This is a genomic window from Erythrobacter sp. CCH5-A1 (genome assembly GCF_001557115.1).
Taxonomy (GTDB): Bacteria; Pseudomonadota; Alphaproteobacteria; order Sphingomonadales; family Sphingomonadaceae; genus Erythrobacter.
In genome coordinates this window covers 1-12,517 of the sequence record NZ_LSKQ01000318.1, presented here as the reverse complement: position 1 = coordinate 12,517, position 12,517 = coordinate 1, and the positions used below count along the sequence as shown (strand labels likewise).

General features: G+C 61.9%; 13 protein-coding genes. 12 read left to right on the top strand and 1 reads right to left on the bottom strand.

The features are described 5' to 3' along the window. The first annotated feature begins 511 nt into the window (after positions 1–511). The 4 genes from AX708_RS19230 to AX708_RS19215 are packed head-to-tail and all read left to right on the top strand — an operon-like array spanning position 512 to position 3,442. Positions 512–2,434, top strand: a complete 1,923-nt coding sequence (locus AX708_RS19230) for a reverse transcriptase domain-containing protein (protein WP_067490678.1) — start codon at positions 512–514, stop codon at positions 2,432–2,434. After that, entirely contained in the window at positions 2,431–2,802 is a 372-nt protein-coding gene (locus AX708_RS19225) for a hypothetical protein (RefSeq protein WP_067490664.1), read from the top strand. The genes AX708_RS19230 and AX708_RS19225 overlap by 4 nt, the downstream gene beginning before the upstream one ends. 17 nt (positions 2,803–2,819) lie before the next feature. After that, positions 2,820–3,020 carry a hypothetical protein gene (locus tag AX708_RS19220; protein WP_067490662.1) on the top strand — a complete coding sequence of 67 codons (201 nt, stop codon included), beginning with the start codon at positions 2,820–2,822 and terminating at the stop codon, positions 3,018–3,020. A 41-nt stretch (positions 3,021–3,061) separates the two neighbouring features. Continuing rightward, the gene (locus AX708_RS19215; protein ID WP_067490660.1) at positions 3,062–3,442 is read left to right on the top strand and encodes a hypothetical protein; all 381 of its coding nucleotides are present in this window, start codon (positions 3,062–3,064) and stop codon (positions 3,440–3,442) included. On the opposite strand, the gene AX708_RS19210 is transcribed toward AX708_RS19215, so the two are convergent. Further along, positions 3,439–3,942: a hypothetical protein gene (locus AX708_RS19210; protein ID WP_369815655.1), complete on the bottom strand. Its 504-nt coding sequence runs from the start codon at positions 3,940–3,942 to the stop codon at positions 3,439–3,441. The two genes, AX708_RS19215 and AX708_RS19210, sit on opposite strands and share 4 nt — an antisense overlap. Positions 3,943–4,005: 63 nt before the next feature. Between AX708_RS19210 and AX708_RS19205 the strand changes: the two genes are divergently transcribed. The 8 genes from AX708_RS19205 to AX708_RS19170 are packed head-to-tail and all read left to right on the top strand — an operon-like array spanning position 4,006 to position 12,455. Continuing rightward, a complete protein-coding gene (locus tag AX708_RS19205; protein ID WP_067490652.1) occupies positions 4,006–5,292 on the top strand; it encodes a hypothetical protein in 1,287 nt (428 codons plus the stop codon). Between the two features lie 51 nt (positions 5,293–5,343). Further along, positions 5,344–5,979 carry a hypothetical protein gene (locus AX708_RS19200; RefSeq protein ID WP_067490650.1) on the top strand — a complete coding sequence of 212 codons (636 nt, stop codon included), beginning with the start codon at positions 5,344–5,346 and terminating at the stop codon, positions 5,977–5,979. Then, a complete protein-coding gene (locus tag AX708_RS19195; protein ID WP_067490647.1) occupies positions 5,976–7,073 on the top strand; it encodes a phosphoadenosine phosphosulfate reductase family protein in 1,098 nt (365 codons plus the stop codon). The genes AX708_RS19200 and AX708_RS19195 overlap by 4 nt, the downstream gene beginning before the upstream one ends. Positions 7,074–7,095: 22 nt before the next feature. Next, on the top strand, positions 7,096–8,295 hold the full coding sequence (locus tag AX708_RS19190) for a helicase HerA domain-containing protein (RefSeq protein ID WP_067490685.1): 1,200 nt from the start codon (positions 7,096–7,098) through the stop codon (positions 8,293–8,295). Continuing rightward, a complete protein-coding gene (locus tag AX708_RS19185) occupies positions 8,270–9,541 on the top strand; it encodes a hypothetical protein (RefSeq protein WP_067490645.1) in 1,272 nt (423 codons plus the stop codon). The genes AX708_RS19190 and AX708_RS19185 overlap by 26 nt, the downstream gene beginning before the upstream one ends. A gap of 19 nt (positions 9,542–9,560) precedes the next feature. Continuing rightward, positions 9,561–11,234, top strand: coding sequence for an ATP-binding protein (locus tag AX708_RS19180; protein ID WP_067490643.1), 1,674 nt, complete (start codon positions 9,561–9,563; stop codon positions 11,232–11,234). A gap of 29 nt (positions 11,235–11,263) precedes the next feature. After that, complete coding sequence (locus tag AX708_RS19175) at positions 11,264–12,139, top strand: hypothetical protein (RefSeq protein ID WP_197426436.1); 876 nt, start codon at positions 11,264–11,266, stop codon at positions 12,137–12,139. Continuing rightward, positions 12,129–12,455, top strand: coding sequence for a hypothetical protein (locus AX708_RS19170; RefSeq protein WP_067490638.1), 327 nt, complete (start codon positions 12,129–12,131; stop codon positions 12,453–12,455). The genes AX708_RS19175 and AX708_RS19170 overlap by 11 nt, the downstream gene beginning before the upstream one ends. Positions 12,456–12,517 lie beyond the last annotated feature (62 nt).

Genomic DNA, 12,517 nt, shown 5'->3' with positions numbered 1-12,517 from the left:
GGCGTCAAGCTAACCCGCTGACACCACTCAACTTAATTTCGGATCAGGCTCTTAGTCGCAAATGGAGGCGATGACGGTCAGGGCAAGGTGCGTATGGTGAAGGCTACACTGCTTAAATCCCAGTCTGCAGCAATCTATATAGCGATACTGGCGAAAGCGACTGTCACGCCAGGTCCGGATGATGACAGCGGTCTCATGTCTTGGCCGCCTGTTTCTCAGCCCATCCGGTGCGCCTCTCGTCGAGGGGTTTAGTGGACGAACGGGACACCTAACCGCGCCGCATCTCCATTCAGCGTAACTACGGGATGCCCTAAACAGGCGGCTTCTGCCGGCCTGCATGGGTACGGAGCCGCCATATTACTCAAATGCCCGGGGTAATGCCCGGGACATCGACCTCTTCGGAGGCGGCGGTGCAACTGTATAAGGTCTCGAGCGATCGGGCCGAAAGCGGGGAAGACCGGGGGAAGGGCGGCAGCTGTGATTCTTCAACCACCGATCATGGGGTGTGCTGATGCTGCCAGAAACTGTGAAAGGCCGGTTGGAGGCCATTCCGGCGCTCGTTGCGTCGGGCAAAAGGGTGAATGGACTCTATCGTCTGATGGGGTCTCGCCTCCTTTGGGAGGAGGGGCTCCAGAAGATCGGATCCAACAAGGGTGCGATGACGCCGGGTATTGACGGCGAGACCTTCGCGGACTTCGGACCGGAAGACCTCGACCCGATTATCGCCAGCGTGGCGGCAGGGACCTATGATCCCAAACCAGTGCGTCGGGTGTTTATCCCGAAAGGCAAGGGCAAACGGCGTCCGCTGGGCATTCCCACGCGCGACGACCGCCTCGTTCAGGAAGTGGCGCGGCAACTGCTCGAACGGATCTATGAACCGGTGTTCTCGAACGCCTCCCATGGATTCCGGCCGGGCCGGTCGTGTCATACGGCGCTTGAACACGTCAAAGCCGTATGGACGGGGGTGAAATGGCTCGTAGATGTGGATGTCGCGGGGTTCTTCGAGAACATCGACCACGACATCCTCCTGCGGCTGTTGCGGAAAAGGATCGATGACGAGAAATTCATCGGCTTGATCGGCAGCATGCTTAAGGCGGGTGTTATGGAAGACCGGGTTCACACCCGGACCTACAGCGGCACTCCGCAGGGCGGTATCGTCTCTCCAATCTTGGCCAACATCTACCTCCATGAACTCGATATGTTCATGGCGGAACGGATCGCGGCTTTCGAGAGGGGGAAGGTCCGTGCCACGAACCCGGAATATGGGCGACTGGCTGGGCGCATCCAGAAACAACGGAAGCGCGTCACCATGCTGCGGGCCAAAGACAATGTCGACGAGGTGAAGGTTGCGGCCTCCTTGGCCAAAATCCAAACCTTACTGCCGCAAAAGCGGTCCATCCCGTCGAGAGACGCGATGGACCCCGGTTATCGCCGACTTCGTTACTGTCGCTACGCGGACGACTTCATGATTGGGGTTATCGGTAGCAAGGAGGATGCACGAAGCGTGTTCGCCGAAGTCAGGGCATTCCTGACCGAGGCGCTGGCGCTCACGGTGTCCGAGGAGAAAAGCGGTATCCGCAAGGCGAGCGATGGAGCCGCCTTCCTTGGATATGAGGTCCGCACATATACGACACGCCAACGGGTTGTCCGGAGCCGACAAGGTTCCGTCAGCTTCCTTCGTAGGCCGCCGTCGGAAGTGATGCAGCTGCATGTCCCTTGGGAGAAGGTCCACGCGTTCGCTTCTGCAAAAGGTTATGGTGATCTGTCGGTGTTGAAGCCGCGTCATCGTAGCCTGCTGCTCAGCTGCAGCGACGTTGAGATCGTCCTAGCTTACAACGCCGAATTGCGGGGTTTTGCGAACTACTATGCTCTCGCCAAGGATGTGAGCTTCAAGCTGAACAGGCTTGAGTTTCTCCAGCGGTGGAGCTTGTTCAAGACCTTGGCCAGCAAGCACAAAACCAATGTGCGAGCGGTCGTGGCCCGCATGAGGACGGGGCAGGAATTCACCATCGGCTACGACGTCGATGGCCAGCCCCGATCGGTCAAAGTCTGGAAACTGGCTCATCTGAAACGTGATCCGGCCACCTCGTCCAGGATTGATATCCAGCCTTGGACGCAGGTGTTCACCCACTCACGTACGGACTGGGTTGATCGTCAGAATGCCAAGCAATGCGAGGCTTGCGGTCGATCCGATGTTCCGTGTCAGGTGCACCATATCCGGGGGATGGCCGATGTTTCGCACCGCGGTTTTGTCGTGAGAATGAAGGTGGCACGCGCCCGCAGGACGGTGGTCCTGTGCGAGCAATGCCACTGGGATACTCACAGAGGCCGCCTGCCCGATCTACGGCAAAGTGATGGTTCGTCACAGTGGAGAGCCGCATGCGGTGAAAGCTGCACGTGCGGTTCGGCGGGGGGATCAGGGCTGACTCCATGAGCAGCACCAATCCTACCCGACTGGACGAGAACAGCGGACCCTATGAGGCAGGGTGTCCGCGCAGCGTGCTCGACTGCCTCGGGCCGACATCACATCCCCATGCGCTCGACTGGCGCAACCGTTGCTATCGCAACCTGCGACTGAAAGAGCGCAAGCTGGCCGATGGCGACATCATCCGCCTGCCCGAACCCATGACGTTCACCGACGGCAGCGAGCACTCGGAATTTCGCGTGGTGAAGCAAGGCTCGCGGATCGAACTCACCCCGCCGGCGGGCGGCGGCCGGTTCAAGATAAGCCGCCTCATGGAACGCCGCTTCGAAGTGGTGAAGCCTGCACGAGCCGTGCGAACCTTCTTTCCTGCGGCATAACAGAAAAGGTCGGCACCATGGATATGCCAAGATTCGATCCGCGCCGCGACCTCCTGTGCGGACGGGCCAATGCCGAGCGGCTCGCGCTCAGGATGAGTGAGGAAACGGGTGAGGGGCATGCAGTCTTCAGAACCGGAAGCGCGCTGCAACCGCTGAGAGTGATGCGGGTGGCCTGCGGCAAGGCCGACCAGATGGAACTCCAGGTCGTCGTGCTCTGAGGACGCACAGGCAGCCCGGAACGAAGTAAGAAAGGCAAACTATGGCCAAGATCATCTACCATCCAGGGACTGGGACCTACATCGGACTCGACGGGTGCATGGTCATCGATCTACCGGAAGAAGTCGGGACTGCTGAAGAGATCGAGGAATATCTCGACAACAGTCCTGAAGGCACCGACCTCGGCATGACCCTCATTCTGCCGATGACAGCAATCGACAATGCGGTGCTCGAACAGGACGGTGAAGTTCCCGACATCGAATGGCGCGGCAACGGCGACAGGACCCTGTGGATCGGGGTCGATGGTCTGTCGGTGAAGCTGCGCCGCGAAAATTGCAGGCTGACGGTCGCCGTGTTCGGAGACAGCGACGAAGCTGCCGCGGCCGAATTCACGGTCGCGTGCGAAGCGACCAAAGAGACTTAACCGTCGCCGACGATGCCACCGAGACCCGGATCGAGATACCAGGACGGACCTTCAGTGAAGGGAGCATTGCGAGCAGGCACGACGCCATCAGGAGCCGCGGCCACGTAGGGATTGATCATCGGCCATGGACGCTCACCGCTACGAAGGAGCTCGGCAGAGGTCTTCAGGCGAGGCGCAAGAATGGAGAGAAGCCACTCGAGATCTTCGAGCATCTGCACAACGCCGCGCCCGGCAAGAACGTAATAGAGACACCGCTGATAATCGTCGCATTGGCAGGAGAGGACCTGCGTGAGGCGCTTCTTGGCGTTGGGGAGACCTTCGAACACCCCTTCGAGCGTCTCATAGAGTTCGCGAGCCGAATAGTAGGCGTCGAAAGGCTCCACCCCGAGCGAGGCATTGGCAAGGAGACGCTTGGTTGGGCGGCATTCCGGATCAAGCGCAGAATCGCGCAATGTCACGTCGAGATCGAATTTGCCGATATCGAAAACCTTGTTCATCATGAAGCCATCTCCTATGAGATGAACATAAGGTGAACAGCAAGCGGGGTCAAGGTATCTTCGCAGATGTGGCTGATAGGCAAGGACACGACAGGCCTGACAGGGCGAGTTGCGATCAGCGAAACGCTGAAGTCCGCACTCGTGCGCTGGTATACCGGCCGCGGCAGCGAAGCTGATCACCGCGCGTCGGTATCGCTCGTCTCCACGGCACGCGAAAACAACAAGTGGATCGCCTGCGATTGCCTTGGCGAGAAGCGCGCGCCGCCGCTCATGAGCGCGGCCTACCTCAGCTTCCAGGAAACCTACTATCTGCGCAGGCTGACCTCCCGGCCGCTGCACGATCCGAGTTGTCCCTTCTATCTGCCGCAAGCACCTCCCCGGATCCGCGAGACGGCGAAGGATAGCCTTTACACAATTGATTTACCCAAGGGGCTGTTCAGCGCGCACCAGAAAGCGCCCGAGAAGCTTGCGCAGAAACCGGTGGATACCGAACCCGATGACCGCTCGCGCCACGTCGCGATCCCGCGGCTCGGCAAGCTGCTGTGGCTCCTCATCGAGCGTGCCGGCGCCAACGTGCTGCGCGAGCTCCCGCCATCCGGCGCACGGCAGGCATCGATCAGCGCGGAAATGCGCTATCTCAAGGATGCAGCGCGAGGCCTGGAAATCGCACCGGGGATCAAGCTCTCGGATCATCTCTACACCACCGCCATCGACTTCGAGCGCCGCAGGGTCCATGCTCGCCTGCGCAGCGCGGCCGAGACATGGCCGGAGGAATTTGCGCCGCAGGCCTTCCTCCTTCTCGAGGCAAGCGAAATCACCTCGACAGAGATCGTCACCGGGCTCGGGACGATCGAGATACGCAACCGCATTCAGCATACCGGGATCATCCGCGCCGAGGTCGAGCCGCCGTTCCTCGTGCTCGCGGTCGTCGGGGAACACAGCCGCAGGGAAGGATACCGCGCGCTACGCGCCTATGCGCAGCCGGTATTCACCGGGAACCAGTTCGTGCCGACCGAGCGCGATCACGACCGCGAGGTGCTGAAGGCGCTCCAGCGAGCACAATACGACCTGCGGCGCCGCGGCATCCGCATGGCAGCGAAAAAAATCCTCTTCGATCTCGATCTTCCGAGCGGCGCGGCACGCCCGGACTTTCTCGTTGCGTTGCTTGACGAGAACACCGGCGAGGAACTGCGCTACGCGCTCCAGATCCTGCAATCGGACGATCCCCATTACCGTGAGCTGCGCGCGATCGAGCGCGAACGTCTTGGAGAAGCAGGGCCGGTCATATCGCTGCCACTGGAAGATACCGATCCGTCCACGATCGTGGCCGAGACGCGGCGACTGCTCGGATAAAGGGAAGGGGGAAGGGGGGGGAGCGAACCATCGCATTGGAGGAGTTCGCACATGACCCATTTCCCGAACAGCCCGAGGCCCCTGACATCGCTGTGGGGCGACATCCAGCAGGCCGACCAGATCGCCCCCGGCATCTGGTCCGTCATGACGGCGAGCCACGGCGGCATCATGCTGTCGGATCAGCGTCAGGCAGCGATGCCGGAGGCACTAAAGATCGAAAGCGGCTACTACGAGGAAGACTGCGACTGGTCGCTCCCTGTATTGGCCTTCGAAAGCGAACTTGCCACTGCGAAAACCTTCAGTGCATCTTTTCTGCAGCTGGCAAGGGACACTGCGCGGTGCTGGCATCCCGACCGCTACGCCGCGCACACCGGTGAAAAGGTCCCGACGAACGATTCTCCTGTCCTGCGGATCCGCAGAGCCTATCTGGATGCCATCGGCGAGTTCTGCGTCACCGCAGCTTGGGGCGACTGGGCCGACTGGGTCCCGGAGGGCAAGACCGGCGTCATCGCGCGCAAGGTCGCGAACGTCGATCACCTCGGCCGGGCCCGGTATGACGACGAAGAAGTCTGCGCTCTGGTCGACAAGATCGCCTACGCGCAGCGCCAAGATGTGACAGTGCTGCGCGACATTGCGCACGAGATTATCCCCACGCCCGAAAGCCTGCGCCCCAAGAGGATCGCATGAGCCCGGCAGCGCCAGCGACAGCCGTCGATGCACGCGTGCGCACCGCGATCGCCGAGGGCGCGCGCGTCGTGTTCAGCCTCTCGGGCGGGAAGGATTCAGCAGCCGCTGCCTTCGCCGCATCACGGTGGCTCGACATGGTCGGGCACCCACGCGAGATGCGTTCGGCGATACACGCCGATCTCGGCATGATCGAGTGGCGATCGACAGCGCAGGTGGTCGAACAAACTGCCGAGCACCTCGGCGTGCCGCTGACAGTCGTGCGGCGAAAGGCCGGCGGGCTCATCAGCCGATGGGAACAGCGCTGGAAAAGCTCGCTCGAGCGCTATGAGAACCTCGCCACCTACCAGCTGGTCAGCCCATGGTCCTCGGCCAAGCTGCGCTACTGCACGAGCGAAACCAAGGTGGCACCAATCGGAAGCCATCTTCGGCGAGCGTTCGCAGGCCAAACGATCATCTCGGTCGTCGGCATCCGAAAAGAAGAAAGCCGCGCTCGCAGCGTCGAGCCGATCAGCAAAGCCGATACCCGCTTTGCAGCCAAGGGAAACCGGGCCGGAACACAGATGATCACCTGGCACCCGGCCATCGACTGGACTGCGGCGCAAGTGTTCGCGTGGCATGAAGCGGAAGGAGTCGCGCTGCACGAAGCCTATCAGATGGGCGCAACACGGCTCAGCTGCAGCTTCTGCGTCCTTGCAGGCCTGCGAAACCTCGCCGTATCCGCGGCCTGCCAGGGAAATCATGACACCTTCCGCCGGATCGTGGCGCTCGAAAACGTCTCTGCCTTCGCTTTTCAGCCGAACCGATGGCTCGCAGACATCGCACCGGGTCTGCTGAGCGTCGAGGAAATCGCCTCATCGAGGCGCGCGCGAGAGCTCGCTGCGCACCGTCGAACGCTTGAAGCAAGCCTTCCGGCGGACCTGCGTTTCAAGCGAGGATGGCCGCCGCGCATTCCGAGCCTTGCCGAAGCGCAGAACATCGCAGCGGTGCGCAACGAACTGCTTAGGAGACACAGCCTTCGAAATCGATGGCCCGATGCCACCGCTGTCCGAACGCGTTTCGCCGAACTTCACGCGGCGCGAAAAGAAGCAGCCTGATTGTCACTTGAAGGAATTCGCCATGGACCAAACTGAACAAACCTCCGCCAACCGCGTCCCGATAGGACGCTATGACGGGCACACGCTCGAACTCGATCTCGACCGGCTGCTGGCCGGGAGGCTCCTCATCCAAGGCTCGAGCGGCGCCGGAAAGAGCGCGACCCTGCGACGGATCGTCGAGGAGGCCTTCGAATACATCACGACCGTGATCGTCGATCCCGAAGGCGAGTTTGCCAACCTTGCCGACCACATCGGCGCAGCGCGAATTCAAGGCTCGTCGCTGACCTGCGAGGGCATGACCTCCGCGGCCCTCAGGGCACGCGAACACCGGATTGCGCTGCACGTCGATCTCTCCGACCTCGATCCGGAAGAACGGATCGTCAAAGCCGCCGCGTTCTTTGCAGGACTCATGAGCGCACCTGCGGAAGTATGGCCCAACACCATGCTGGTGTGCATCGACGAAGGCCATCTGCTCGCGCCCCATGTCGCCGGGAGCGCGCGCGACGCCGAGACGCGCCGGACAGGAGTTGCGGCGCTGACAGACCTGTGCTCCCGTGGCAGGAAACGCGGCCTGGCAACAATCGTTGCCACTCAGCGCCTCGCCAAGCTGAGCGCATCGGTGACCAGCGAACTCCTGAACTTCCTTGTCGGCCTCAACGTGTTCGACCGCGACGTACAGCGCGCAGCAGACTTTCTCGGATTCGGCACACGCGAGGCCGAGCGGCTGCGCTCTCTCGCACCCGGTGAATTCTACGCGCTCGGGCCTGCCCTGGTTGGGACAGCCACACTGGCCAAGATCGATCCGACCATCACGCGCCACGTCGGAGCTACGCCCGAACTCGTAGGATGCGCGGATCACAGCGCTGAAGAGGCCCGGCGTCTGCTCGATCTCGAATGCATGGAGGCAATCGCGGCAGAGCCGAAGGGCAAAAGCATCATGCTGCGCGGCACGAGAGCGCTGGACAGCTTCTTGCTGGATCCAACTGCGGCGCTCGCGGTGACGACCCTTCAGGCACTGGCGCGCATATCCCCAAATGCCACGACCTGCGCTGAAATCTGCGAACATACAGGCCAGGAGGCCGCGTGCGTCCATGCCGCCCTCGACACCTTGTCGGCCCTTGGAGCGATCGAAACAACGCACCGCGATACGACCCGCATTGCCCGTCTCAGCGCACGGATGCGCCAGAAGAACAGCCATGTCGATCTTGTCGCCCTCGCATGATGCAGACTTTGCGGTGGTCGAACTCATCGCACGAGCCGGGCCTCAGCAGGTGTTTGTCGCGACCAGGCCGCTCGGCGAAATGCCATTCCGTGCATCCGCGTGGAGCCCTGGCGAAGTGCTGGAGCTGCGGACAATGTTCTCCGCAGACGCCAGCATTGAAGCGATCGCCGAGACACTGGCGCGACCGGTCCACGGCGTGCGGTCGAAGATTTGCGCACTCGGGCTGAGGCGCAACAGCACGAGGCTCTGGACCGAGACGGACGATGCAGAACTCCGACGCCGATACGGGATCGAACCGACTGCCACGCTGGCCCAATATCTCGGCCGTGGCTGCACCGCTGTTTACGCCCGGGCAGGCGCGCTAGGACTCACGGAAGGCAATCCTCCGGAGTGGACCGAATGGGAAGACGCCCAGCTCGCTGAAGGCTATCGTCAAGGCCTGCCGGTAGCCCAGATTGCTGCACTAATCGGAAAGCCCGTTTCAGGAACCGCGTCTCGCGCCTCAACAATCGGCCTGCGCCATCCGGCGAAACCGCGCGGATGGAGCGACGAAGAACTGGCCCGCGCGCTGGAGCTGGCCGAGACAGGAAGGCCTTATTCGGACATTCGTGAACAGCTCGCCCACGAAGGTTTCCCGCTGCGCAGCAAGGCCGGATTCCAGCCACGCCTGCGCAAGGCCGGCTACGGGCGAGGGTGGGGTAAAGCGTGGCTGCCTGAAGAGGACGAACTGCTGCGCAAGGCCTACCAGACTGGAGCGAGCCTGACGCCGCTCAGATTTCGCCTGGGACGATCGCAGTGCTCGATCCGCTGGCGCGCCGATCATCTCGGTCTGCGAGGATCGCACGCCATGGCCAACGGGTTCAGGGGCGGACCGGACTGGAGCGACGAGGAGCTGCAATATCTTCGTGAACACTACGGCAAGATGTCCGGAGCGGAGCTCGCCAAACGCATGGGGCGCACCAAGGCGGCAGTGTACACGCGGGCCAACGTGCTCGGGCTGATCCACGGCTACATACGCCCGTGGTCAAGAGAGGAACTAAAGGCACTGCGGATTGCCCATGACCATGGGATCGCGATCGCCGACCTTGCCGAAGCACTCGGCCGAAACCCGATAAGCGTCTCGAAATTCGCGACCAACCACGAATTCCGGTTCGGAAGGCGCCCGGTCCGCGAGATCAAACTGACTCTGCAAGACATCCTGAAGCTCGAGAAAGGGGAGGGGGAGGGAAGGCGCGATCGAGATTGATCGACAAGGAGCGCTGACCATGATCCACACGACCATCCGTCCTTCTGTGAGCCCGCAGACGATCACCAAAGTGACGCGGCTATTCAACGGCACCATCGAGGACATCCTCAACGAACTGCTGCAGAACAGCCGCAGAGCCAATGCTTCGTGGATCGGCATTGTTCACGAAACTACCGAGCTAGGCACCACCGTCACTGTGAGCGACAACGGCAGTGGCATCGCCGACCCGGCGCAGATGCTGGCGCTCGGGGACTCAGGCTGGGGCGTCGAGATCGCGGCAACCGAGGATCCTGCCGGAATGGGCGTGTTCAGCCTGGCCGGAAAGGAAACCGCCATTATCTCACGCTCCGCTGGCTCACCCAAAGGTTGGACAGCGAGCATTCCGGCCGATGGCTGGACGGGCGACCAGGACATCGCGGTCCGCGAAGTGGACGTCGAAATCGGGACGACGATCCGGTTTTTCATGCCCGGGCTGACAGGACAATGCGCTGCACGAATCATCAAGGATGTCTGCAAATTCTACCCGCTCCCGGTCATCGCCAACGGCTGCGAGGTTCCGCGGGAGGACTTCCTCGCCAAGGCCATACACGTCGCACACTGGAACGGGAGCTGGATCGGGGTTTTCGAGGGCCATCAATACCATGCCGACCCGACGGTCAATTTCCACGGACTGCTGCTGAAGCGCAAACTCGCGGGGGTCTCCGAAACGCTTGGCGGCAAGCACTATCACGCGCGTCTCGACATCGGCGCGACGCCGGACCTTGCTCTGGTCCTCCCGGCGCGCAAGGAGTTCGTCGAAAACGAGGGCCTGACTGCGCTTCTCGCCGCCGCACGGCGGACGATCTTCGAGGCAATCGCAGCGAAGGAAACGCACCGGCTGAGTTTCGACGACTGGAAGGAGGCGCGCGACCTTGGGGTCGAAATGGGAGAAGCCGAAGCGGTTCTTCCCGTGTGGCATCCGCGAGTCGCCGAACAGGACCAGCTCAAGGTCGACTACAAGGAAAAAACCTGCGACGGCCACGCAATCCGTGTCGACGACTTTGAACCCGACATCGGACAAGCGGTCGGGCGCGCGCTGCGCCACAACATGTGCCGGCACGCCCTCGTGGAAAGCCACGACGAATATGCCGGATATGCCTGGTACGACCGCCTCCACCGGCTCGGGAACGTCCGCTTCTACATCGACAAGGGCGAAGCGCGGCACATCGTCGCGGAAAACGGCAGCTTTCCCTCGCTTGGCGACCACATCGAAGCGGACCGGATCGAGCTGCGCTACTGCATCTACCATCAGCCGACCCAGTGCGAGAAGGAGTACACCTGCGAGGCCGACGTGGCTTTCAGCGTCAACGAGGATGGCTGGTACAGCGGGGTCGACCAGATCCGCATCGCCTTGGTTCCCAACGACACGCTGACACCCGAGGTCCTCGCCGACCTCATCGAGGACGTCTGCTTCTGTGCGAGCGATGACAGCGACGCCGATTCCTGGGAAACCCAGCACGAGCACTTCATGCGCGACGCCCGCGAGCTCGCAGCTGACGTGCTTCTGGGGGCGGACGAGGCCATCGCATCACGCGTCCGCGACACGATCGCAGGGATCCTCTGGGTGCTGCCCAAGGATCGCAACGTCACGATCACCGTCGATCCAGCACGCGCGATCGCGGTGACGTTGTCGCCCGCAGGGCAGCAGGAGTGACCGCCGCGCCCAGAGTGCTGTGCTACGGCATGGGCGTCGACAGCACCGCGCTTCTCATCGAACTTCATGAAAGAGGTGAGACACCCGATCTGGTGCTGACTGCCGACACAGGCGCCGAGAAACCCGAGACCTACGCCTATCAGGACATGATGCGACGGTGGATGGCCGAGCGGAGCATTCGCTACGAGGTTGTCCGCTACGAGGCCAAGCGCTTCAAGAACTGGCCACCCTACCGCGATCTCACGGAATCCCTGCTGACGAACGGCTGTCTGCCCTCGATCGCTTTCGGGCGATCAAGTTGCAGCCTCAAATACAAGGCGGCCCCACAAGAGGCATTCGTGAAGACATGGGAGCCGGCGCGCATCGCATGGGCCGCCGGGCTCAAGGTCACACGCTACATCGGCTATGACGAAGGGGCGCGGGACGGGCAGCGATATGCACATGCTCGAACAATTGAAGACCCACTGTTCGACAACCGCTATCCGCTGCGCGATTGGGGATGGGACCGCGAGGCCTGTGCCGCAAGGATCGAGCGCGCCGGCCTGCCAGTGCCGCCGAAATCTTCGTGCGTGTTCTGCACGGCAATGAAGCCCGATGAGGTTCGTGCTCTTCCAGAGCGATGGCTGCGCACCATCGTGCTGATCGAAGCTCGCGCAGCGCCGCGGCTAAGAACTGTCGAAGGCCTCTGGCGCAAGTCGACCAAAACGAAACCGGGTCGGATGACCGATTTCATCCGGGCCGAAGGCCTCCTCAGGGAGGCCGAGATCGACAGGATCATCGACGCCGCACCGGCGGACCTTGTCCGCTTTCAGGAAAGGGCAGCGGAGCAACCAGAGAAAGAACGCCCGGCCATGGGCGAATGGCTCGATCGCTTTCACGCAAGGGAGGATGCAAATGAAGACTGATATCTTGGATACTACGCCTGCCGATCGCACCGAACGGATCGCGCGGCTCAACGACCGGGCGCGACACGGTCTCGACCGTTCATCAAGGATCGTGGTCACATCCGGCCTCCATGCGGAGCTCGCCGGCGACAAACCGGCCGACGCCATCTTCGCACAGGCGCGACTGATCGGAGCCATGCGGCACTGCACTTTCCAAGCAGATTCACCCGAACGGGACTTTGCAAGCTTCGAAGTCGATGGCATCAAAGTGTTGATGAAGATCGATTTGTATGATCCGGGCCTTGTCAAGATCGCATTGACCGGTTCCTTCTGTTGACGGGTTGGGGGGCCCCCACACGCAATGCTCAAGGATTGGCTTCATTCGTTCCGAGGTCAGCT

What these genes read in the sequence shown, in the direction of transcription:
- AX708_RS19170 (WP_067490638.1), top strand. Translation starts at nt 12,129, where the DNA reads ATGAAGACTGATATCTTGGATACTACGCCTGCCGATCGCACCGAACGG.
- AX708_RS19175 (WP_197426436.1), top strand. Translation starts at nt 11,264, where the DNA reads ATGGGCGTCGACAGCACCGCGCTTCTCATCGAACTTCATGAAAGAGGT.
- AX708_RS19210 (WP_369815655.1), bottom strand. Translation starts at nt 3,942, where the DNA reads ATGATGAACAAGGTTTTCGATATCGGCAAATTCGATCTCGACGTGACA.
- AX708_RS19205 (WP_067490652.1), top strand. Translation starts at nt 4,006, where the DNA reads ATGTGGCTGATAGGCAAGGACACGACAGGCCTGACAGGGCGAGTTGCG.
- AX708_RS19215 (WP_067490660.1), top strand. Translation starts at nt 3,062, where the DNA reads ATGGCCAAGATCATCTACCATCCAGGGACTGGGACCTACATCGGACTC.
- AX708_RS19200 (WP_067490650.1), top strand. Translation starts at nt 5,344, where the DNA reads ATGACCCATTTCCCGAACAGCCCGAGGCCCCTGACATCGCTGTGGGGC.
- AX708_RS19185 (WP_067490645.1), top strand. Translation starts at nt 8,270, where the DNA reads ATGTCGATCTTGTCGCCCTCGCATGATGCAGACTTTGCGGTGGTCGAA.
- AX708_RS19225 (WP_067490664.1), top strand. Translation starts at nt 2,431, where the DNA reads ATGAGCAGCACCAATCCTACCCGACTGGACGAGAACAGCGGACCCTAT.
- AX708_RS19220 (WP_067490662.1), top strand. Translation starts at nt 2,820, where the DNA reads ATGGATATGCCAAGATTCGATCCGCGCCGCGACCTCCTGTGCGGACGG.
- AX708_RS19195 (WP_067490647.1), top strand. Translation starts at nt 5,976, where the DNA reads ATGAGCCCGGCAGCGCCAGCGACAGCCGTCGATGCACGCGTGCGCACC.
- AX708_RS19180 (WP_067490643.1), top strand. Translation starts at nt 9,561, where the DNA reads ATGATCCACACGACCATCCGTCCTTCTGTGAGCCCGCAGACGATCACC.
- AX708_RS19230 (WP_067490678.1), top strand. Translation starts at nt 512, where the DNA reads ATGCTGCCAGAAACTGTGAAAGGCCGGTTGGAGGCCATTCCGGCGCTC.
- AX708_RS19190 (WP_067490685.1), top strand. Translation starts at nt 7,096, where the DNA reads ATGGACCAAACTGAACAAACCTCCGCCAACCGCGTCCCGATAGGACGC.